The organism is Streptomyces sp. HNM0645 (assembly GCF_030056615.1).
Lineage (GTDB): Bacteria > Actinomycetota > Actinomycetes > Streptomycetales > Streptomycetaceae > Streptomyces > Streptomyces marianii.
The window spans coordinates 39,193-59,798 of the sequence record NZ_JASHLT010000029.1; the positions used below are offsets into that span (position 1 = coordinate 39,193).

18 protein-coding genes and 3 tRNA genes are annotated in these 20,606 nt (G+C 70.6%); 11 read left to right on the forward strand and 10 right to left on the reverse strand.

Annotated features, from left to right (window positions below; all coding sequences use genetic code 11):
* Position 1 precedes the first annotated feature (1 nt).
* The 6 genes from QMZ92_RS21005 to QMZ92_RS21030 all read left to right on the forward strand — a co-directional run bounded on the left by QMZ92_RS21005 (position 2) and on the right by QMZ92_RS21030 (position 6,308).
* The gene (locus tag QMZ92_RS21005; RefSeq protein WP_283298932.1) at positions 2-985 is read left to right on the forward strand and encodes a 3-oxoacyl-ACP synthase III family protein; all 984 of its coding nucleotides are present in this window, start codon (positions 2-4) and stop codon (positions 983-985) included.
* A gap of 17 nt (positions 986-1,002) precedes the next feature.
* The gene (locus tag QMZ92_RS21010) at positions 1,003-1,746 is read left to right on the forward strand and encodes an SDR family NAD(P)-dependent oxidoreductase (RefSeq protein WP_283298933.1); all 744 of its coding nucleotides are present in this window, start codon (positions 1,003-1,005) and stop codon (positions 1,744-1,746) included.
* A gap of 20 nt (positions 1,747-1,766) precedes the next feature.
* A complete protein-coding gene (locus tag QMZ92_RS21015) occupies positions 1,767-2,450 on the forward strand; it encodes an HAD family hydrolase (RefSeq protein WP_283298934.1) in 684 nt (227 codons plus the stop codon).
* Between the two features lie 205 nt (positions 2,451-2,655).
* On the forward strand, positions 2,656-4,236 hold the full coding sequence (locus QMZ92_RS21020) for an MFS transporter (protein ID WP_283298935.1): 1,581 nt from the start codon (positions 2,656-2,658) through the stop codon (positions 4,234-4,236).
* Positions 4,233-5,876: an FAD-dependent monooxygenase gene (locus QMZ92_RS21025; RefSeq protein WP_283298937.1), complete on the forward strand. Its 1,644-nt coding sequence runs from the start codon at positions 4,233-4,235 to the stop codon at positions 5,874-5,876. The genes QMZ92_RS21020 and QMZ92_RS21025 overlap by 4 nt, the downstream gene beginning before the upstream one ends.
* A 42-nt stretch (positions 5,877-5,918) precedes the next feature.
* Entirely contained in the window at positions 5,919-6,308 is a 390-nt protein-coding gene (locus QMZ92_RS21030; protein WP_283298938.1) for a PPOX class F420-dependent oxidoreductase, read from the forward strand.
* Positions 6,309-6,358: 50 nt separating this feature from the next.
* Here the strand turns inward: QMZ92_RS21030 and QMZ92_RS21035 are convergent, their stop codons facing one another.
* The 3 genes from QMZ92_RS21035 to QMZ92_RS21045 all read right to left on the reverse strand — a co-directional run bounded on the left by QMZ92_RS21035 (position 6,359) and on the right by QMZ92_RS21045 (position 12,050).
* Positions 6,359-7,699 (reverse strand): MFS transporter, encoded by a 1,341-nt coding sequence (locus QMZ92_RS21035; RefSeq protein ID WP_283298939.1) that lies wholly within the window; start codon positions 7,697-7,699, stop codon positions 6,359-6,361.
* Positions 7,696-11,034, reverse strand: coding sequence for an AfsR/SARP family transcriptional regulator (locus QMZ92_RS21040; protein WP_283298940.1), 3,339 nt, complete (start codon positions 11,032-11,034; stop codon positions 7,696-7,698). Before QMZ92_RS21040 ends, QMZ92_RS21035 begins: the two co-directional genes overlap by 4 nt.
* Positions 11,035-11,243: 209 nt before the next feature.
* Positions 11,244-12,050 (reverse strand): alpha/beta fold hydrolase, encoded by an 807-nt coding sequence (locus tag QMZ92_RS21045; RefSeq protein WP_283298941.1) that lies wholly within the window; start codon positions 12,048-12,050, stop codon positions 11,244-11,246.
* A 64-nt stretch (positions 12,051-12,114) separates the two neighbouring features.
* On the opposite strand from QMZ92_RS21045, the gene QMZ92_RS21050 reads away from it, so the two are divergent.
* Positions 12,115-12,648, forward strand: a complete 534-nt coding sequence (locus tag QMZ92_RS21050) for a cysteine hydrolase family protein (RefSeq protein ID WP_283298942.1) — start codon at positions 12,115-12,117, stop codon at positions 12,646-12,648.
* Positions 12,649-12,730: 82 nt separating this feature from the next.
* Here QMZ92_RS21050 and QMZ92_RS21055 read toward each other — a convergent pair whose 3' ends face one another.
* Positions 12,731-13,696: an aldo/keto reductase gene (locus QMZ92_RS21055; RefSeq protein ID WP_283298943.1), complete on the reverse strand. Its 966-nt coding sequence runs from the start codon at positions 13,694-13,696 to the stop codon at positions 12,731-12,733.
* Positions 13,697-13,998: 302 nt separating this feature from the next.
* Positions 13,999-14,958 (reverse strand): aldo/keto reductase, encoded by a 960-nt coding sequence (locus tag QMZ92_RS21060; protein WP_283298971.1) that lies wholly within the window; start codon positions 14,956-14,958, stop codon positions 13,999-14,001.
* Positions 14,959-15,061: 103 nt separating this feature from the next.
* Between QMZ92_RS21060 and QMZ92_RS21065 the strand changes: the two genes are divergently transcribed.
* Positions 15,062-15,511, forward strand: a complete 450-nt coding sequence (locus QMZ92_RS21065) for a hotdog fold thioesterase (protein ID WP_283298944.1) — start codon at positions 15,062-15,064, stop codon at positions 15,509-15,511.
* Between the two features lie 72 nt (positions 15,512-15,583).
* Positions 15,584-16,021 carry a MarR family winged helix-turn-helix transcriptional regulator gene (locus QMZ92_RS21070; RefSeq protein ID WP_283298945.1) on the forward strand — a complete coding sequence of 146 codons (438 nt, stop codon included), beginning with the start codon at positions 15,584-15,586 and terminating at the stop codon, positions 16,019-16,021.
* Between the two features lie 54 nt (positions 16,022-16,075).
* Here the strand turns inward: QMZ92_RS21070 and QMZ92_RS21075 are convergent, their stop codons facing one another.
* On the reverse strand, positions 16,076-17,104 hold the full coding sequence (locus tag QMZ92_RS21075) for a 3-oxoacyl-[acyl-carrier-protein] synthase III C-terminal domain-containing protein (protein WP_283298946.1): 1,029 nt from the start codon (positions 17,102-17,104) through the stop codon (positions 16,076-16,078).
* A gap of 85 nt (positions 17,105-17,189) precedes the next feature.
* On the opposite strand from QMZ92_RS21075, the gene QMZ92_RS21080 reads away from it, so the two are divergent.
* Positions 17,190-17,987 (forward strand): enoyl-CoA hydratase-related protein, encoded by a 798-nt coding sequence (locus tag QMZ92_RS21080; protein ID WP_283298947.1) that lies wholly within the window; start codon positions 17,190-17,192, stop codon positions 17,985-17,987.
* 232 nt (positions 17,988-18,219) lie between these two features.
* Here the strand turns inward: QMZ92_RS21080 and QMZ92_RS21085 are convergent.
* From QMZ92_RS21085 to QMZ92_RS21100, 4 genes are all read right to left on the reverse strand, one after another.
* Positions 18,220-18,296 (reverse strand) — tRNA-Phe (locus tag QMZ92_RS21085).
* 27 nt (positions 18,297-18,323) lie between these two features.
* Positions 18,324-18,398: transfer RNA gene (locus QMZ92_RS21090), tRNA-Asp, on the reverse strand.
* Between the two features lie 43 nt (positions 18,399-18,441).
* Positions 18,442-18,514 (reverse strand) — tRNA-Glu (locus QMZ92_RS21095).
* An 80-nt stretch (positions 18,515-18,594) separates the two neighbouring features.
* A complete protein-coding gene (locus QMZ92_RS21100; RefSeq protein ID WP_283298948.1) occupies positions 18,595-20,151 on the reverse strand; it encodes a metallophosphoesterase family protein in 1,557 nt (518 codons plus the stop codon).
* Between the two features lie 71 nt (positions 20,152-20,222).
* On the opposite strand from QMZ92_RS21100, the gene QMZ92_RS21105 reads away from it, so the two are divergent.
* Positions 20,223-20,573, forward strand: coding sequence for a metallopeptidase family protein (locus QMZ92_RS21105; protein ID WP_199800681.1), 351 nt, complete (start codon positions 20,223-20,225; stop codon positions 20,571-20,573).
* Positions 20,574-20,606 lie beyond the last annotated feature (33 nt).

Consider the following 20,606-nt stretch of genomic DNA (forward strand, 5'->3'; position numbering starts at 1 on the left):
AATGGCAATCGGCGTGATATCCGTCGGCGCTCACCTTCCCGAACGCGTCGTGACCAACCGAGAGATCGCTGCCTGGGCGAACGTCACCGAGCAATGGGTCGCCGAACGGACCGGCATCCTGGAGCGGCGTTACGCCGCGGCCGGCGAGGCGACATCCGACCTGGCGCTGCCCGCCGCGCGCGTGGCGCTCAGCGAGGCCGGCCCGGAGGCCAGGGAACGGCTCGCCGCCCTGATCGTCGCCACCTGCACCCCCGACCACCCACAGCCTTCGACGGCGGCGATCGTGCAGGCGGGCCTCGGCCTGCCGGCCCTGCCCGCCTTCGACGTCAACGCGGTGTGCAGCGGCTTCCTCTACGCGCTCACCCTCGCCAAGGCGCTGCTCGACGGACAGCCCGGGCAGCACGCCCTGGTGGTCGGGGCGGACGTCTTCTCACGGCTCATGGACCGCGGTGACCGCAAGACCGTCAGCCTCTTCGGCGACGGTGCGGGCGCGGTCGTGCTCGGTCCGGTGCCGGAGAGTTACGGAATCCACGCCAGCACCCTGCTGGCCAACGGCGAACTGCACGACTACGTGAAGGTCGCGGCCGGCGGCAGCCGGACCCCGCTGGACGAACGGGCCCGGTCGGCGGGCGAGCACCTCTTCCGGATGGACGGCAGGGCGGTCCGGGAGTACGCAATGACCACCCTGCACAAGGTGGTCGGTCAGACCCTCGCGGAATGCGGCGCCCAGATCGAGGACGTGGACCGCGTCGTCCTCCACCAGGCCAACACCCGCCTGCTGGAGTCCTTCGCGGCCGAGGCCGGCATCGACCCGGACAAGGTCGCCCTCACGGCGCCGAACCTGGGCAACACCGCGGCCGCCTCCGTACCGCTGACGCTGCACCACACCCACCACGCCCGCCCCCTGGAACGCGGCGAGCGTGTCCTGCTGGCCTCCATCGGCGGTGGGATGACCGCCGCCGCCACCCTCATGACCTGGTACTGAGGACGGAAGGGCAACTCATGAGACTCGACGGAATGTCCGCCATCGTCACGGGCGGCACGCGGGGCCTCGGCCGCACCATCGCGGAGAGCTTCCTCGCCGAAGGCGCGAACGTCGTCTGCGCCGCCCGCAACCCGTACGACGTGAAGGAACTCATCGACCGCCATCCGGGCCGAGTCCGCTACCAGCGCACCGACGTCACGGACGAGGACTCCGTGGCGGAGCTGATGGAGGCGGGACTGGCCGCCTTCGGCCGGATCGACGTGCTGGTCAACAATGCCGGAGTCAGCCGCGACGGCACGATCAGCCGGCTTTCGACGGCGGACTGGAACACCACCGTCGCCACCAACCTCAACGGGGTCTTCCTCTGCACCCGCGCGGCCATCCGCCCGATGCAGGAACAGGGCGGCGGCCGGATCATCAACCTCTCGTCCTGCGTGGCCAGCCGTGCCGTGGCCGGCGCGGCCGCCTACAGCGCCAGCAAGGCCGCCGTGGAGATGTTCACCCGGGCGTCGGCTCTCGAACTGGCCCCCAAGGGCATCACGGTCAACTGCCTGTCACCCGGCTACATCGACGAGGGCATGGGCAAGCAGGTCGCCGCGGACGACCGTATCTGGGCGAGCTACCGCAAGCGGCTGCTCTCCGGACGGCTGGGACGGCCGGAGGAGGTCGGGGCGGCCGCTGTGTTCCTCGCAGCGTCGGACAGCTCCTACGTGAACGGGCACGTGCTGGAGGTCAACGGGGGGCTGATGTGGGCGGCCTGACGTCATCCTCCGCTCCGGTGGTGGCCTTCTTCGACATAGACGAGACGCTGGTCGCGATGAAGAGCCCGTTCGCGATGCTGCGCCACCGGCTGCGCCAGCAGGGCGACCTGGACGGCTCGGCGTACCGGGCCGCGGCCGATCCCCTCCGCAGGTTCGCCGCCCAGGGCGGCGAACCTGCGGAGGTGAGCGCGATGTTCTACCGCGCCGTCGTCGGCGTCCGGTGGGACGAGCTGCTGAGCCAGGGCCGCGACTGGTACGCGCAGCTGCGCGGCCGGGGAGTCCCGTTCGTCGAGGCCACGCTGCGCGAGCTGCGCCACCACCAGCGCCAGGGCCACCTCACCGTGGCGGTGTCCGGCGCGTGGGCCGCGAGCCTGCAGCCGATGGCCGAGGACTTGGGCATCGACCTGGTGCTGTGCACCGAGCCCGAGGTGGACGAGGCCGGGCTGATGACGGGGCGGATCGCGCGGGCGATGTTCGGCCCGGCCAAGGGGGCCGCGGTGCGCGACGTCCTCGCGGCGCAGGGCGCGGTCGCGGGGGAGTGCTTCGCCTACGCCGACGACCCGAGCGATCTCGACATGCTCCGTCTGGTGGGCCGGCCCACCGTCGTCGGCGACCACCCCGTGCTCGCCGGGATGGCGGCCGAGCACGGGTGGCGAGTGCTGTCCAACGCGCTCGTACCCGGCACCGAGCGCATCCCCGTCTGACCGCCCGTCCCGCACGTTCCCGCCCGGCCTGGGCGCTCCCGCGCGCGGCCGACGACGGCGCTCTCGCCGACACCGGATGCCGAAGCAGCTCAGCCTGCTCGTTCAAGGTAATGCTCGCGCGAATGACAGAGTGCTGATATAAACTAGTGTCCTGCCTCGTCGAGGGAACTCTCTGTAAGTCGTCCATGGAGGGATTGCAGCTCACATGAGCACAGTGACCTCGGGCCGCGCCACGGCACGGCCCTCGATCGTCCTCGCCGCGGTGTGCGTGGCCGTCCTGATCCTGCCCGCCTCGCTGACCGGCAGTTCGGTGGCCCTGCCCGACATCGCGTCCAGCCTGCACGCCGGCATCGTCCCGCTGCAGTGGGTGGTCAACGCCTACAACCTCGCGTTCGCCTCCTTCATGCTCGCCTGCGGCTCGCTCGCCGACATCGTCGGCCGCCGCAGGCTGTTCGCCGTCGGAACGAGCGTGTTCGTCCTCGCCTCGGTGGCCAGCGGCCTGGCCGGCAACGTGCTGCTGCTCGACGTGATGCGCGGCTTGGCCGGCCTCGGCGCCGCCGCCGTGATGACCAGCGGCAGCGCGCTCCTGGCCACCACCTTCGAAGGAGCCGCGCTCGGCCGGGCCTTCGCGATCCTCGGCTCCTCGGCGGGCGCCGGCCTGGCCCTCGGTCCCTCCGTGTCCGGTCTCCTAGTCGGCGGGCTGGGCTGGCGGTGGGTGTTCTTCGCGCACGCCCTCGTGGCCGCCCTGGCCCTGCTGGCGCTCCCCTCGATCCCGGAGTCCCGCAACAGGGAGGGCGCCAGGATCGACTGGTGGGGCACCGTCACCTTCACCAGCAGCCTCTTCCTCCTGATGCTGGCTGTGGTCCAGGGACCGCAGATCGGCTGGGCCAGCGCCGAGGTGATCGGCCTGTTTACCGGTGCGTCGCTGCTGATCGCCCTGTTCATCGTCGCCGAGAGCCGCCAGACACATCCCATGTTCGACCTGGCGCTCTTCCGGCAGTCCCGTTTCCTGGCCGTCTGCCTGCTCCCCGTGGCCATCGCCTTCGGCTTCGTCTGCCTGCTGGTGCTGCTGCCCTCGTGGTTCAGCGGAGCCAACGGGGCGTCCGCGGACGCCGCCGGCGCAACCATGATGCTGCTCACCCTGCCGGTGCTGGTGGTGCCGCTCGGTGTCAGCCGGCTGGTGAAGCTGGGCATGTCGACCCGCGTCGTCCTCAGCCTCAGCCTCCTCCTGGTGGCGCTCGGCGGCGCCTGGCTCACCGTGCTGCACCCGGGCATCTCCGCGCTGGAGCTGGCCGGTCCGCTCCTGCTGATCGGTGTCGGGATGGGCTTCTCGGCAGGTCTGATCGACGGCGTGGCGATCACCTCGGTCGCTCCGGAACGCGCCGGCATGGCCGCGGGCATGTTCAACACCATGCGGCTCGCCGGCGAAGCGGTCGCCATCACGGTGATGAGCACCGTCCTGGTCTCCCTCCTGCAGAGCCGGGTGGCCGACGGCCTGCGCGACTACGGACTGCCGTCCGCCGACGCGGCCGACGTGGCCAACCGTGTCGCCAGCGGCGACCTGGCGGGCGCCGGCCGGAGCGTCGAACCCGGACTGCGCGACCGCTTCGGCGACTTCCTCGCGGACAGCTACACCGGGGCCATGCACTCCGTCCTGTGGCTGCTGGCCGCGGTCTGCGCCGTCGCCACCGTCGTCGTCTACCTGATGCTGAGCGACCGCAAGGAGACGCCCACCGCCGCTCCGGTCGCCGAGGACGCCCCCGCCCAGGAGACAACCCGCGTATGACGACTCAAGACCAGCGTCCCGTCCTGGTGGTCGGCGCCGGCCCGTCCGGCCTCACCGCCGCCGTGGAACTGACCCGGCGCGGCGTGCCGGTGCGCTGCGTGGACCGTGCCGAAGGCCCGAGCACGTCGACGAAGGCACTCGGCGTCTGGCCCCGCACCCTGGAACTGCTGCGCAGGATGGGAGCAGAGGAGGAGATACGGCGGCGCGTCCTGCCGCAACGGGCCATGCGGTACTACTCCGACGGCCGGGTGATCGCCGACCTGCGCTTCCGTGACACGGACGTGCAACCGGTCTGCCTGCCGCAGCCGGACGTCGAGTCCATGCTCCGGGACGCCCTGACCGAGGCCGGCGGACAGGTCGAGTGGGGCACTGAACTGGTCGGGTTCCAGCAGGACGGGCCGACGGTCAAGGCGGTGCTGCGCGGCTCCGACGGAACGGAGCGGACGGAGGAGTTCTCCTGGGTGGTGGGCGCCGACGGCGCGCGCAGCCGCGTCCGGGAGCACCTGGACATCGACTTCGAGGGCGCCACGCACGAACTGTCCTTCGTGGTGGCCGACATCGAGCTCGACGGACCGCTGGAGCCGGACGTCACCCACTACTTCTGTTCACCGCGCGGCATCCTGGTGACGTGTGGCCTGCCCTCCGGCCGCTTTCGGGTCTTCACCTCGGCGCCGCCCGGCCTGAGGCGCGACGAGGTGGACCTGGCGGTCGTCCAGAACCTGGTCGACGAGCGAGGCCCCGGAGGCATCGAGCTGCGCGACCCGGATTGGATCAGCGTGTTCGCGGTGCACTCCCGGCACGCGGACCGCACCCGCGAGGGAAGGGTCTTCCTGCTGGGCGACGCCGCGCACATCCACAGTCCGGCCGGCGGCCAGGGGCTGAACATCGGCATGGCCGACGCGCACAACCTGGCGTGGAAACTGGCCCTGTGCTGGCACGGCCGCAGTGACGCGACGCTGCTGGACAGCTTCGAGAGCGAGCGCGCACAGACCGCCCGGGCCGCCATCAAGCAGGCGGACATCCAGACCAGGATCTGGCTGCTGAACAAACCGCACCAGGTGGCCCTGCGCGACAACGCGCTCCGCGTCGCCTCCGCGCTGCGGCTCTTCCACCTCGACTACCTGCCCTGGCTGGCCGGGCAGCGGACCGTCTACACGCAGCCCGGTTCCCGGCGCAGGCGCCTCGCCCTGCCCGCGGGACGGCCGTGGCCGGGCTCCGGAGGATTCACCGAGGGCGGCCTCGTCCCCCGGAGGCAGATCTGGGACATCGCGAGCTCTCGGCGGATGCCGCTGCGCTCGGCTCTCTCCGACCTCCGGTACACACTCCTGCTGCACGGCGACGGAACGCCCGGCGGCCGGTCCGCCCAACTGGCCGCCTGGGTGCGTGACCAGTGCGCCGAGACGGTCGAGGTCCAGGTGATGCAGACCCGGACCGGTACGCTGCGGCCGTGGACGCCCGAACGGCCCGCGTCGCCCAACGGCCCGGACACTACCCGGATCGCCCTGGTCCGCCCGGACGGGATCGCCGACCTGGCCTGCCCCGCGCGCGAGTCCTGGCGCGTACGGCGGCGGCTCGAAGAGCTCTTCGCCCCGCTGCTCAAGTCCGCCGACATCCCCGAGGCTCGCGCCGACGCGCTCTGACCTCCACCCGAAGCCGACTGACGTCCCCACCGGAGAAACACGATGTCGATCATCCCCGAAAGCCACCGCGACCTGTTGGAGCGCCCCCTCTTCGCGCACCTGGCCACCATCAGGCCGGACGGCACCCCGCAGGTGAACCCCATGTGGTTCAGCTGGGACGGTGACTACCTGTACTTCACCAACACCACGACCCGGTACAAGTACCGCAACGTCACCAGTCATCCGGTCGTCTCGGTGTCCATCAACGACCCCGAGCAGCCTTACCGCTACCTGGAGATCCGTGGCGCCGTCGAGCGCATCGACCCGGACCCCGAGGGCGCCTTCTTCCTGCGGCTCGCCGATCGCTACGCCCTCGAATTCGACGGCCCGCCCGCCGACGCGGAGCACCGGGTGGTGTACGTCATCCGCCCGACCGGGACCAGCAAGCAGTGAGGACCGGCCGGGGCCCGGCGCCCGGCAGGACGCCGGGCCCCGGCCCGGCGTCAGCCCCGCGCGGCACCGTCCGCCGCGCGGGCGCGGCCCGTGTCCTCGACGGCGGTGAGGTCCGTGTCGCCCGTCCCCCGGAACCGGAAGTAGAAGACCGTGCTGACCGCACAGAGCCCCACGACGTACCAGGGGTACCAGGCGGCGTGACCGAGTCCCGAGAGGTACTCGTTGAGATAGGGCGCCGTACCGCCGAACAGCGCCACCGTCAGCGCGTACGGCAGCCCCACGCCGCTGGATCGCAGAGTGGTGGGAAACATCTGCAGGGTCGCCGCCGGCGCGGCCGTCGCGTAGCACCCGAAGAGCAGCAGTGCCGCGGTCATCACCGCGAACAGCCGCACGGCCGACCCCGACATGACCCCGAACAGGACCGGGGTCAGGCAGACGAATCCGCCGCCGAACGCCAGCAGCATGGGCCGTGGGCCGAAGCGGTCGGTTGCCACCCCGAGCAGGGGCAGCGCGGCCATGAAGACCACCTGTGCGGCGACGGACGCCCACAGCGCGGCGTTCGCCGGCACCCCGTCGTGGACCTGGGCGTACAACGGCAGGTAGCTGGCGAAGGTGTAGTAGACGACGGTCGCGCCCAGCGAGAAGCCGGCCACCCGCAGGACACTGCGCGGATGTGAGCGCAGTGCCCGCCACGCCGGACGGTGCTGCCGCTCGCGCGCCGCGTCGAAGACCGGCGTCTCGCGCACACAGCGGCGCATCCACCAGCCGTACAACGCGAACAGGGCGCCGAGCGCGAAGGGAACACGCCACCCCCAGTCGCCCAACTGGCCCGGCGTGAGCGTGTTCCGCAGGATCAGCGCGAGAAAGGTGGCCGCGAGCGTGCCGAGCGTGGTGCTGATGTAGATGGCGCTGGAGTACAGCCCTCGGCGCCGTCTCGGCGCCGTCTCGGTCACGTAGGTGCTCATCGCCGTACCCTCGCCGCCCGCGGACAGCCCCTGCAGCGCCCGGGCCGCCACCAGCAGCACCGGGGACAGCACGCCGGCCGTCCGGTGGGCCGGGGCGAGCGCGATCAGGAGACTGCCGCCCGCCATCATCAGCAGCGACAGCCGCAGCCCCGCGCTGCGGCCGCGACGGTCGCAGTAGGCACCGATGAGCAGCCCGCCGACCGGCCGGAACAGGAAACCGACGGCGAACACCGACAGGGTCTGCAGGACGTTCGTGGCCCCGCTGCCGGAAGGAAAGAACTGCGGGCCGAGCACCGCGGCGAACGTCACGTACACGGTCCAGTCGAACCACTCCGCGGCGTTGCCGAGGGAGGCGAGCAGGATCTGGCGCAGGCGGCCGCCTCCCGTCGTGGTGCGCACGTCGGCTACTGGAGCAGCGGTGTTCACGATGCCGTCCTCCCCTGACCCGATGTTGTGGCCAGCCGTTCCGCCAGATCGGTGTGCACGATGACGCCGATGTCGGTGAAGGTCGCCAGCGCCCTGTTCCAGTGCACGCGCGCCTGTGCGTGGTCGCCGCCAGAGGCGGCGACGGCGCCCAGGACCTCCTCGGCCCGGGCGATGTTCAGACGCTGCGCGCCCGGCTGCGACAGGCAGAGCACCTGGCGCGCGCACTCCTCGGCCCGGTCCGGGGCGCTCAGGGTCAGGTAGAGCTGAGCCAGGTCGAGCAGGATCTTGCTGCGGGCCATCCTGTTCGTGCTCGAGTCGGCCAGCGAGCGGGCCGCCTCCGCGTTCCCGGCGGCGTCACGGCCCAGGAGCCCGTCGGCGACGGCGAGGCGTGCCAGGGCGTACGCCTCACCGTCCACGTAGCCGATCTGCCGGGCTCCGTCGAGCGCCGTGGCCGCGTACCGCGCCGACCGCTGCGGTGAGCCCAGGCTCCCGCTGATGGCCGACAGCAGGCACAGCGTCTCGACCTCATAGGTGCGGTCGCCGCACTCCTGGAAGGAGCTCAGTGCCCGCTCCGCCGACTCGCACGCGCTGTCGTACCGGCCGATGTCCAGGTCGACGAGCGCGAGCCCGTACAGCGAGACGCTGCGGTCGTACGAGGAGTCGATGGCCTCGGAGACTTCGAGCGCCTGGCCGAAGTAGGACCGCGCCTCGGTGAGCTCTCCGGTCGCCTGGTGCACCAGGCCCAGATTGCGCAGGCTGTACGAGCTGATGTGGTGCAGGCCGAGGGCGCCGGCGGTGGCCAGGGAGGCCGTGAGGTACTCGGTCGCGCCCTCGATGTCTCCCCGCGTCCAGTGGATGAAGCCCAGCACTCCTTTGGCGGTGGCCTCCAGACGCGGCGAGAGGATGGTGTGCGCGATGTCGAGCGCCCGCTGCGCGGCCTCCTGGGCTCGGCCGCCGCGGCCGAGACTGAGGTGGGCGAGGCTCATGTTGTTCAGCGTGGCCGCGGCCTCCTCCGCCATGCCCAGCCGGTCGTGCACCGCGAGGCTCTTCTCCTGGTGCACGAGGGCCCACTCGTAGTCGCCCAGGGTGTTGGCGAGGTTGGCGAGGCTGCGGTGCATCGCCGCGATGCCGCGGTCGTCGGCGCGTGCCTCGGCGGCGGCCAGGGCGGTGCGGGTCGTCTCCCGCCACTCGGTCCGGTACTTGCCCGTCCAGAAGAAGCCGCGCAGCGCGTCGGCGATGTGCCAGGAGAGGTAGTGCGGTCCGTGCGCGCCGAAGTAGCGGACGCACGCCATCAGATTGCGCCGCTCGGCCAGCAGCCAGGCCATCGAATGGCTCTCGTCGCCATGCCTCGGCGCGTCGAACGTCTCTAACGGCACCGACGGTTCGGCGAGGCGGACGAACTCCGAGTAGAGGACGTCGGCCGCGGCACAGACGCCCGCGAGGTACCACCGGCCGAGCCGTTCCACCGCCTCGGCCCGCTCCGGCCCGGGGTGCTCCTCGGCGGCGCGGTCCTGGGCGTACTCGCGCAGCAGGTCGTGGAACTGGTAGCGGCCCGGGGCGGGTTGCTGCAGAAGACTCGCCATCTCCAGGCGGCTGAGACCCGCCCGCGCCTGCGCCTCGCTGATGTCGGCGAGGACCGAGACGGCGGCGGGGGAGAAGTCGGAGCCGGGGAAGAGTCCCGCGAGCCGGAAGATGACGCGGTCGTCCGGTGTGAGGGCGTAATAGGACAGGGCGATGGCGTTCGAGACGGCGGACGTCGTGTCGCCGTCGACGGACAGGGCGGCGAGGCGTTTGCCGCGCCGCAGACTCTCCAGGTACACCTCGGTCTGCCCGCCCGGGGCGCCGATGAGGTTGGCCGCGGCGATCCGCAGGGCCAGCGGCAGACACGAGCACAGTGCGGTGACCTCCCGCACCGTCTCCGGATCGATCGCCACCGCGGCCTGGCGCATCATGCCGGCGACCAGGTCCACTGACTCGGGCGTGCTGAGCGTGTCGACCTGGATCAACTGGGCTCCGTGCGTGACGACGAGGGACCGCAGCTGCCGTCTGCTGGTGATCAGCACGGAGCAGCCGCCGTCGCCCGGTATGAGCGGGACCACCTGTTCGACACCGGCGGCGTTGTCCAGTACCACCAGCACCTTCTTGCCGGTCAGCTTCGACCGGTACAGGTTCGCCTGCTCCACGAGGTCGACCGGGATCTGCTTGGCCGGCACCCCGAGCGCGCGCAGGAACTGCGAGAGTACCTGCTCGGTCGGCAGTGGCTCGCGCGCCTCGCCCCGGTCGTAGCCGCTCAGGTCCACATAGAGCTGCCCGTCTGGAAAGGTCGGCCGCACCCGCCTGCCGACGCACACCGCCAGAGCCGTCTTGCCCACTCCGGGCGGTCCGGACAGCACGACGACCGGGACGCTGGTGCGCCCGGACACGGGCGGGAGTGAGGCCGAGATCCGGTCGATCACGGCCTTGCGTCCCACGAAACCCGCTCCGAGCGGTGGCAGTTGGGCGGGAACCGGGCCGGTCTCGCCGGCGCCGGAACCCGGGCCGTCCGGAACCGCCAGCGCCGGATCCGATTCGAGGATCCCGGTGTGGAGGGTGCGGAGCCGTTCGCCGGGCTCGATGCCGAGCTGCTCGACCAGGTGCCGCCGGGCCTGCTGGTACACGTCCAGAGCCTCCGCTTGCCGGCCCGAGCGGTAGAGGGCGAGCATCAGCATGCTCCAGAAGTTCTCCCGCAGCGGGTTGTCCATGGCAGCCGCGCGCAGCTCTCTCACCAGCTGCGCGTGCCTGCCGAGTTGGAGGTCTGTCTCGAAGTACGCCTCCAGCGCGGCCAGCCGCTCGTCCTCCATGGGCCGGCACTCGTCCAGGTGCAGGGAACTCGACGGGACGTCCTCCAGTGCCGCGCCCCTCCAGGTGGCGAGCGCCGCGGCGAGCAGGCGGGCCCGCTCCTCAAGCGCCTCGGACCGGTGAGCGGTCCGGACCAGCCCGCGGAAGCGCTGGAAGTCCAGCTCATCCTCGGGGACGTCGATCCGGTAGCCGCCGGCGGCCGTCTCCAGCGGGAGGGCGTCGCCGAGCAGCAGCCGCAGGCGCCGTACGTAGGTGTGCAGCGTTCCGCGAGGATTGGACGGTTTCCGTTCTTCCCAAAGCCATTCAGCAAGGCGTTCGTTGCTTACGACCGTCCCGCTTCGCACCAGCAGTGCCGCCAGCAGAATGCGAAGTTTCGCGGAGTCCAATGCCAGTTCTTTACCTTGGACCGTCACTGAAAGCGGTCCTAATATACCGAAGTTGTTTCCGTAGCCCGATGTCGCGGCGCTGTCCGCCGCGATCGCCGTCGGTCCTGCCACACAGCTCACCTTCCCCCGTCGGCGTGCGTTGACCTGTTCGCCACACTAGTGGACGTCATCTTCTGGCCAAAGGAATTACTGGAGCAGCACACTGGGTGACGTTTCTCACCGCTGCAAGAATTCGGAACCATCCGACGCGCTCTTCCCTGACACGTAGTTGAGACGATGGCAGGCGGTACGCAATGACGAGGAAGCAATTCTCGCGTCCGTCATGCCCGCCGCAGGTGGCCGACGATCAGCGCGCCGATCGTCGACGACCAGTGCGGGGGGAAGATGTGCCCCATGCCGGGGACCCGGCGAAGCTGTGCGCCCGGAATCGCCCGGCGCAACTCCTCGCCGTGCTCCACGGGGAAGATCTGGTCCTGCTCACCGTGCACCACCAGCGTCGGCACCTGAAGTGCGGTGATGCGGCTGGTGAGCGCGGGCGTCCGCGCCATCGCCGTCAAGTTGCGTCCTGAGGTGTCGGGTTCGCGGCTGTGCGCCGCTATGCGGTCGACCAGGTCCGCCCAGTAGGCGCGGTCGAACTGCGCGGCGGGACCGACCAGTCCCCGCCAGCCCTCGAGCGCCATGGCCCGGCGCTCCTCGGGCCCGGCCGCCGGCGGTCCGGTGCGCGGCTGCCGTATACCGGCGCCGGCGCTGGGCGAACTGGACAGCAGCACCAGGGAACGGACGAGTTCGGGACGGCCGAGGGCGAGCAGCAGGGATACCGTTCCTCCCGCCGACTGGCCCACCACGTGGGCCGGGCCCGCGTCAAGCCCGGCGATCACCGCCGCGGCGTCCGCGGCCATCGTCGAAAGGCCGTACTCAGCGCCGGACTTGCCGGACCTCCCGGTGTCGCGGTGGTCGTAGCGCACCACGTAGTAACCCGCCGACGCGAGGAGTCGGCACAGTTCGTCCGGCCATACGATGCCCGGCGCGGTGGCGCCCATGACCAGCAGCACCGCGGGATCACGACGGTTGCCGAACGTCTCGGCCCACAGGAGCAGACCGTCGTCGGCTGGAATCGACTTCTCCACTGACCTGGCATTCCCCTTGCTAGGGTGCCGTGGACGCTGTTCATCTCTCCCCGGGGAGCACTTCATGACCCGCGTGCACACGGCACTCGTCCTGATCGATCTGCAACGGTGGATCGTCGACAGGCCCTGGCAGCCGGTGAGCGGCGACGCGGTGGCGGACGCCTGCGCAAGGCTGCGCGAGCACTTCGAGGCGGCGGACTCCGCGTCCGTCGTGCTCGTCCGGTACGTCCGCGCCGACGGTGCCGACGGCGGCCTCGCGGCGGCCCCCAACCAGCTGGTTCCCGGGCTTGCCGCCCGTGCCGGAGAGCACGTGGTGACCAAACACGGCCTCGACGCGTTCGAGGACACCGATCTCCACGACCACCTGCGGCAGACGGGAGTGACGAAGATCGTGCTGGCCGGCCTGACCACCGCGCACGGCGTCGCGTCCACCGCGGCGACAGCGCTGCGCCTCGGTTACGAGGTGGTCGTCGTCTCCGACGCCACCGCAAGCGAGACCGACGCGCAGCATCGCGAGGCACTGGATCGCATGACCGCGGCCGGTGCGCGCACGGGGCTGGTGGGCTCACTCGTGACCGCCGAGGCCGTCGGAGGCTGACCCGGCGGCGGACGCGGCACCGCGAGGCCAGTCGCCCCGCGGTGGGCCGTCGCATGGCGTGGGTGGCGCCGGCGCTCACGGCTCAGTATCGGCTGCCGACGGGGGCGGGCAGCGCGAGAAGATCTGCGAAGTCCTCGTCGGCCAGTCGGACTTCCACCGCGGCCAGGTTCTCGCGCAGATAGCGGGAGTTCTTCGTGCCGGGGATCGGTACGACGTGCTCTCCCTGGGCGAGGGTCCAGGCGATGGCGACCTGGGCGGGAGTGATCGACCGGCGGTCGGCCACCTCTCTGATCACGTCGACGATGTGCTGGTTGGCCTCCATCGCGGCGCGGCAGAAGCGAGGGTTGGCCGTCCGGAAGTCGCTGCTCTCGAACTGGCCGGCGCGTAACGTTCCGGTGAGGAAGCCGCGCCCCAGGGGCGCGAACGGGACGAAGCTTGCTCCCACGCTCTCGCACCAGCCGACCACGCCTTCCGGCCCGCCGTCCAGCGGGTCGCGCGTCCACAGCGAGAGTTCGGACTGCACGGCCGTCACCGGGTGGATCGCGTGCGCTTCACGGGCCTGCGCCACGGTCGCCTCGGACAGCCCGAGCCAGCGCACCAAGCCCCGCTGGACGAGCTCGGCCATGGTGCCCCATGTCTCCGCCAACGGCACCGCTGGGTCGATGCGGTGGAGGTAGTAGAGGTCGATGACATCGATGTTCAGGCGTCGCAGACTCGCCTCCGCGGCCTTGCGAAGATGGGCCGGTGAGCCGTCGCGATGGATCGCCCGCAGGCTTAGGTCCTCCAGGACGATCCCGGACTTCGTCGCGACAACGGCCTCCTCGCGCCGCCCCGCGATGGCCTTGCCGAGCAGGGTCTCGTTGTGTCCGGCGCCGTAGAGGTCGGCCGTGTCAAGGAGGTTCCCGCCGAGGTCCAGGGCCTCGTTGATGACCCGGACGGATCGCTCGTCGTCGCGGGAGGACTCCTGGTACAGCCAGCTCATACCCATGCAACCGAGGCCGATGGCGCCGACCTTGATTCCCGTGTTGCCCAGACTTCTCAGGCGCACCCTTCACCCTCTCCTCTCCGGCCGCCGCCAGGCTCTGCTCTTCCGGGCGGCCGCCGGGAATTCGACGACGGGACATTGGACGAATACGGCGTCGCCGCCGGCGCGACCGCCTCGTTGCGTGGCGCAGTCGTGGTGCACCCCGCTCCGACCGCCGGCCGGGCGCCGGCTCGCGGGCCGACGCGGAGCAAAGGTAGCCACGGCGCCTTTCCTTTCGCTGTCAGAGCCCGCAAGCAGGCGCGGAGTGCGGAAAGATCCGTGAGTCATGACGGTCACGGGCCGGGACCCGAGCACATCCGGAACGGTCAGTAGCGCGTGCCCACCGCAGCCGGAACGTCCTCCAGCGCCGCCAGCGCCGCGTCATCCAGCTCCACTCCGGCCGCACCCGCGTTCTCCTCCAGGTAGCCCATGTTCTTCGTGCCCGGGATCACCACGACGTTCTTGCCCTGCGCGAGCACCCAGGCCAGCGCCACCTGGGCCGGGGTGGCCTGCAGCCGGTCCGCCACCTTCCGCAGTTCACCGAGGATGCCCAGGTTCGCTGCCAGTGCCTCGGACTGGAAGCGGGGCAGCCGGTGACGGCCGTCGGCCTCCGGGAGATCGTCGGCGGAGCTGATCCGTCCGGAAAGGAAACCCCGGCCGAGCGGCGAGAAGGCGATGAAGGCGATGCCCTGCTCGCGGCAGAACTCCAGGACCCCCGACTCGATCGCGTCACGGCTCCACAGGGACAGTTCACTCTGCACGGAAGCCACGGGGTGCACGGCCTGAGCCCGCCGGATGTCCTCGACCGACGCCTCCGAGAGGCCGATGGCACGCACCTTGCCCTCCCACACCAGCTCCGCCATGGTGCCCCAGCTCTCCTCGACGGGCACGTCCGGGTCCACCCGGTGGAGCTGGTAGAGGTCGACATGGTCGACGCCCAGACGCCGGAGGCTGGCCTCGCAGGCGCCGCGCAGGTGCTCGGGCCTGCCGTCGCGGTGGCTGGCGTAGGTCTTGGGGTCGTCCACCACCAGACCGCCCTTGGTCGCCAGCACCACCTCGTCCCGCCGGCCGCGCAGCGCCCGCCCGACGAGCTCCTCGTTGGTGAACGGGCCGTACATGTCCGCGGTGTCGATCAGCGTGCAGCCCAGCTCCACGGCACGGTGGATGACCTCCACGGAGACCGTGTCGTCCCTCCCCAGTTCGTCGTACGCCCAGGACATACCCATGCAGCCCAGGCCCACGACGCCGACCTCGGGGCCGGAAGCCCCCAGTGTGGTACCGCGCATCGCGGCCTCCCTCTCCTCGATCAAGCTGTGACAGTACACATGCTTGATCTCTATGACTACCATAAGCCAGAACACATACACTCGTCAGATCGCGGAGGGTCGAATGACGCAGTCGGCGGCGACGCTGGGGCCGGTGCCGGTCCTTCCCAACTACCTGGACGAACAGCTGGTGACCCGCATGGGGATCGAGATCCTCAGCTGCGAACCGGACCTCGTCGTGGGCACCATGCCGGTGCGCGGGAACCGGCAGCCGATCGGAATCATGCACGGCGGCGCCAACGCGGTCCTCGCGGAGACCCTCGGCTCGCTCGCCGCCTGGGTGCACGCCGGACCGGACCGGATCATCGTCGGCCAGGAGCTCTCCTGCACCCACCACCACGCGGTGCGCTCCGGCCTCGTGACGGGCGTCTGCCGTCCCCTGCACGTGGGGCGCGCGGTCGCCACGTACGAGATCGTCATCTCCGACGAGCGGGGACGGAGGGTCTGCACCGCCAGGCTCACCTGCGCGCTCCCTCCGCCCCGGCGACCGGCGCGCTCCGAAAGGGATTCGTAGGCTCATTCATGGGAGACTGCTGATATGGCGGATACCAAAACGACGAAGCATGCGCAGGACTCTCGCGCACGTGTGACGGCGGCGGTTGGGGACCGGCTCGGAAACACCATCAAGCGGGCCGAGCAGGCATTGATCGCGCGCAAGACCCAGGCGCTGCGCCAGTTCGACCTGACCGTTCCCCAGTACTCCGTACTGCTGCTGCTCTCGCTCTTCCCGGGCGGGATGTCGGCCGCGCAGCTCGCCCGGGAGAGCATGGTGACGCCGCAGACGATGTCGACGGTCCTCGCCAACCTGGAGAAGCACGGCCTGATGGAGCGAGAGCCTTCCCAGCTCCACCAGAAGGTCATCGTCAACAAGCTGACCAGGGCCGGACGCGCCGTGCTGAAGAGGGCGGACAAGGAGGCCGTGCGCGTCGAGGACGGGCTCCGGGCCGAATTCACCCCGGAGGAGTTCGAGCAGTTCGAGAACTACCTGGAGCGGGCCATCAAGACGCTGAACGAAAGCCGCTGAACCGGGTGGCTCCTCAGTGAGCCACCCGGTCCCGGACGTCTTGGCGTCTGACGGTCAGACGGCGCTCACCAGCAGGCACGACCAGGTGAACCCGGCCCCCGCGCTCACCACCAAGGCGTACTCGCCCGGCGACAGGACGCGGCCGGCCCACAGCTCGGCCAGGCTTGCCGCCGCATCCCCCGCGCCCAGGTGGCCCGTGTTCCCGCCCACCGTCAGGATCTCGGCCGGCAGCATCTTGCGCAGCACTGGCGCATAGGCGAGGTCGATGGCCTTCGCGCCAAGCCGGGGCGGAACGACGCAGCGCAGCAGCGGACTGTCGAGCGCCAGCCCTCCGGCGGCGAGGCAGCGCTCCACGACCGCCGTCAAGCTCTCCTCGCTGGCCCGGGTGAAGGCCTCCATGCCCCCACGCTCGAAGAAGGCCTTCTTCGTGCGGCGCATGTCCACTTGGTCGCTCACGGAGCGCGGCATCGGACCGAACGCGTCCCGTCCGCGGTGCATCCCTTCCAGGTGTGGCGCGGCGACGGTGGTGACCGTGTGCAGCAGCAGATCCGCGGAGCGCTCTTCGAGCGAGTGGAGCAGCAGCGCGGTGGCGCCGTCCCCGTAGGCGATCCCGTAGTCTCCGCGCCAGCGGTCGAAACCTGGTGCGGCGAACCGGTCCGCCGTCGTGACCAGGACGTCGCCGAGGGCGGGGTCGGCCAGTAGCCGGGCGGCGCCCACCTCGACAGCCGCCGCGCCCCCGTTGCAGACCTGCTGAATCCCCAGCGGCTCGGCCTGCCGGGCGCCCAGCTGATCGGCGATGTAATGGGGAGGCGACCAGAGGTCGTGCCCCTGGTAGTACATCCAGGCGTGCAGGACCATGCCCAGCTCGGTCGGTGCGGTCCCGGTGCTCTCCAGGGCCGCGCGAGCCGCCAGCACCGCCATCTCGGGAGGAGCCTTGTCCGCCACCGGCAGTGCCTCGTATCCGAGTTCTTCGGCGGTGCCCGCCTCCACCAGGCCTTGCTCGACGGCGTGCCGGGCGGTCTGACGTGCCTCGGGTATCCATGTGCTCAGGCCGGACAGACCCAGCGGTCTCGGTAGTCGCACAGCAATGCTCCGCTCGTCATCAGGGACTTCATGATAAGCAGTTCCCTTAGGAAAGTCAGTAGTCTGTCATGTGGAGGTAGAGGGCATGTCCAGCAGCGCGACGGGCATTGAGATACACACCGAGGGCTACGTGCGGACGATCACCTTCGCCCGCCCCGAGCGCCGCAACGGCATGGATCTGCCCATGCTCGGTGCCTACTACGACGCCTTGGCCGAGGCCGAAGCCGACGACGAGGTCCGCGCCGTCGTCGTCACGGGCGCTCGCAGTAGCTTCTGCTCGGGAGCGACCCCCGACCTGCTCGCCCAACTGGCCGGACCACAGGACTCGCCGGAAGAGAGCCCGGACTCGATCCTCGGGCATCCCGCGCATCTTCCGCTGACCATGCGAACCCCGCTGATCGCGGCGATCAACGGCAGCGCGGCGGGTCTCGGTCTCGTGCACGCCTTGTTCGCAGACGTCCGGTTCATGGCGGAAGAGGCGCAGGTCTCGGCGGTCTTCAGCCGGTTCGGCCTGATCGCCGAGTACGGTGCGGCCTGGCTGCTGCCACGCCTCGTGGGCGTCGGCAACGCGACGGACCTGCTTCTGTCCTCCAGGGCCGTGGGCGCGCAGGAGGCGCTGCGGATGGGCCTGGTGCAGCACACCGCGCCCCGCGACACGGTGCTGGCGACCGCCCAGGAGTACGCCCGCCAACTCGCCGAGACCTGCTCACCGGCGTCCATGGCTGTCATTAAGCGCCAGATCCTGGACGGCCTGCGCATGCCCGCGGCCGAAGCCGTGGCCGAGTCCGTCTCCCTCATGCGGGAATCCTTCGCCCGGCCTGATTTCCCCGAGGCCATGGCAGCCGTCCGGGAGCGCCGCAAGCCGGCCTTCGCGCCGCGGTGATCCACGATCCCGGGCCTCGTGTCGGCCCGGCTGCCCCCTTCACAGGACACTTCTCCTGGCGGTCGGAGGCGTGGAGGTTCGGCGGCACGGAATCATGGCAGTGAGGTGCTGACACGTCAGCACCGTGTCAGCACAGGAAACCCTCGGGGCCGGCTGCCGCCACGGGTGGACCTTTGCTGGGGCATGCAACGAGAACGTCCCGGACGGTATACCGTCCGGGACGTTCTCGGGGTGGTGGCTGGGGCCGGGATCGAACCGGCGACCTATCGCTTTTCAGGCGATCGCTCGTACCAACTGAGCTACCCAGCCACGCAGTTCAGCGAAGTGAACTGCGAGCGGTCCTGACGGGATTTGAACCCGCGGCCTCCACCTTGACAGGGTGGCGAGCACTCCAAACTGCTCCACAGGACCATATTTACGTATACGAACGAATTTGCATACGTAACTTTCTGCGTGCCCCCAACGGGATTCGAACCCGTGCTACCGCCTTGAAAGGGCGGCGTCCTGGGCCACTAGACGATGAGGGCTAAGGGCCCGCCTGGGCGCTTCGCAGCGCGTCGGGGACGTGAGAAGCATATGGGATGCGGGGACCTATCGCCAAAACGGTTTACGGGGCGGGGGACGGCAGGCCCGTCGGGGGCGGTGTCCGGGGCGCCTCCGGGCCCTGCGGCGGAGGCACCTCGGCCAGGTGGCGGCTGACCTCGGCCGTCGTGAGGCCCAGCCCGCCGAGGGTGATCTCGTCCCAGGCCTGAAGGGTCCGCGTGTCGCGGTCGAGGTAGAGCACGGAGGCGCGGACCTTTTCCGGCTCGTCGCCCTCGACCGCCCGCAGACCGCCGCCGCCCGTGGAGCCCTCGATCTTGAGACGGGTGCCGAGCGGGAGGATCTCGGTGTCCCGGCGGTGGACGTGACCCGCCAGGGCCAGCGGCACCTCGCCGTCGGTCTCGCGCGCGGCGACGGGGTTGTGGGCGACCGCGATGTCGACCGGGGTGCCGGCCGCGCTCTGGTCGCGCAGGGCCGAGGCGAGCCGGATGCCGGCCATGCGCTCGGCGGGATCGCCCGCGGGGACCGTCGAGCGGTCCGGGGTGAACTGGGGATCGCCGGTGCCCGCCACCCGCAGGCCGCCCACGGTCACCGCACGGCCCTCGTCGAGGACGTGGACGTTCTTCAGCCGCTGGAGATAGCTCTGGGTCACGGGCGAGTCGTGGTTGCCGCGCACCCAGACGTAGGGCGCGCCGAGGTCCGGGATCGGATCGAGGAAGGCGTTCTCCGCCGCCGTGCCGTGGTCCATGGTGTCGCCGGAGTCGATGATCACGTCTATGTCGTACTGCTCCACGAGCGAGCCGATGATGTGCCACGAGGCCGGGTTGAGGTGGATGTCGGAGACGTGCAGCACGCGCATGGTGCCCGGGTCCGGCTGGTAGACCGGCAGCGTGGAGGTCGCCTCGTACAGCTTGGTGACGTTGGTGACGAGGCGTGCCAACTCCTTCTGGTAGACGTCGAATTCGGTGACGATCGAGCGCGCGTTGCCGACGACCGAGGGTGCGCTGCTCAGCAGGCCGGAGAACCGGGGCTCCAGTACCGATTTCGGGTTCCAGGTGGCCCATGCGCTCACCCCGGAGGCGGCCAGCAGCACGAGGGCCAGGCCGCCGGCCGCGAGGGCCCGGCGCGGGCGGCGGTAGACGACGAGGCCGAGGGCCGTGGCGCCGGAGACCACGGCTACGCAGGAGCGCAGGGCGAGCTCGCGTGTGCCGTCCGTGACGTCCTGGCCTATCTCCTCCTGGAGTCCGGCGAGACGCTCGGGGTGTTCCACGAGTGCCTGGGAGCGGATGGGGTCGAGCCGGTCGATGTCGACGTCGAGCCGGATCGGCGCGGTGTGCGAGTCGAGGTCGAGGGCGCCGAGCGGGGAGACGTTGATCTTCGTGCCGCCGGAGAGGGACGGGCGGAGCGTCATGTCCGTGTCCATGGGTCCCACCGGGGTGCGTACGGCCCCCACGACCAGCAGCCCCAGCCACGCCCCCAGCAGGACGACGGCCACGAGTCCGAAGGCGCGGCCGTACGGGTGAGGGCTGTGGACCAGGGTGCTGACGGGGTTCGTGTGGTGGGACCGGTAGTGGCGCTTGAGGCGGACGAGGCCGGCATGGAGAAGTTCGTGGGCGCGGGCCATTGGTCGCGTATGCCCGCGTCCGCGCCGGGCTATGCCCACCGGCGGGGGCGCGTGTGCGTGACAATGGCCGGGTGCTGGAGATGACGCGCGAGGAGTTCGAGGAACTGGTCGCTGAGGCGCTGGACAGGATCCCGCCCGAGCTGACACGTCTGATGGACAACGTCGCCGTGTTCGTCGAGGACGAACCCGACCCGTCCGACCCCGAGCTGCTCGGGCTCTACGAGGGGACTCCGCTGACGGACCGCGGGGAGTGGTACGCGGGCGTGCTGCCGGACCGGATCACGATCTACCGCGGGCCGACGCTCCGGATGTGCGAGTCGCGCGAGGACGTGGTCGAGGAGACCGAGATCACGGTCGTCCACGAGATCGCGCACCATTTCGGGATCGACGACGAGCGGCTGCACGCGCTCGGCTACGGATGAGGCCGGGAGCCGTGCCGCCGAGGGGGCCGGGGC

Excerpts from the sequence above, each read along its gene's own strand:
- QMZ92_RS21060 (WP_283298971.1), bottom strand. The coding sequence starts at position 14,958 with ATGCGCGGTACCACACTGGGGGCTTCCGGCCCCGAGGTCGGCGTCGTG.
- QMZ92_RS21025 (WP_283298937.1), top strand. The coding sequence starts at position 4,233 with ATGACGACTCAAGACCAGCGTCCCGTCCTGGTGGTCGGCGCCGGCCCG.
- QMZ92_RS21020 (WP_283298935.1), top strand. The coding sequence starts at position 2,656 with ATGAGCACAGTGACCTCGGGCCGCGCCACGGCACGGCCCTCGATCGTC.
- QMZ92_RS21030 (WP_283298938.1), top strand. The coding sequence starts at position 5,919 with ATGTCGATCATCCCCGAAAGCCACCGCGACCTGTTGGAGCGCCCCCTC.
- QMZ92_RS21080 (WP_283298947.1), top strand. The coding sequence starts at position 17,190 with ATGTCCAGCAGCGCGACGGGCATTGAGATACACACCGAGGGCTACGTG.
- QMZ92_RS21065 (WP_283298944.1), top strand. The coding sequence starts at position 15,062 with ATGACGCAGTCGGCGGCGACGCTGGGGCCGGTGCCGGTCCTTCCCAAC.
- QMZ92_RS21100 (WP_283298948.1), bottom strand. The coding sequence starts at position 20,151 with ATGGCCCGCGCCCACGAACTTCTCCATGCCGGCCTCGTCCGCCTCAAG.
- QMZ92_RS21005 (WP_283298932.1), top strand. The coding sequence starts at position 2 with ATGGCAATCGGCGTGATATCCGTCGGCGCTCACCTTCCCGAACGCGTC.
- QMZ92_RS21050 (WP_283298942.1), top strand. The coding sequence starts at position 12,115 with ATGACCCGCGTGCACACGGCACTCGTCCTGATCGATCTGCAACGGTGG.
- QMZ92_RS21010 (WP_283298933.1), top strand. The coding sequence starts at position 1,003 with ATGAGACTCGACGGAATGTCCGCCATCGTCACGGGCGGCACGCGGGGC.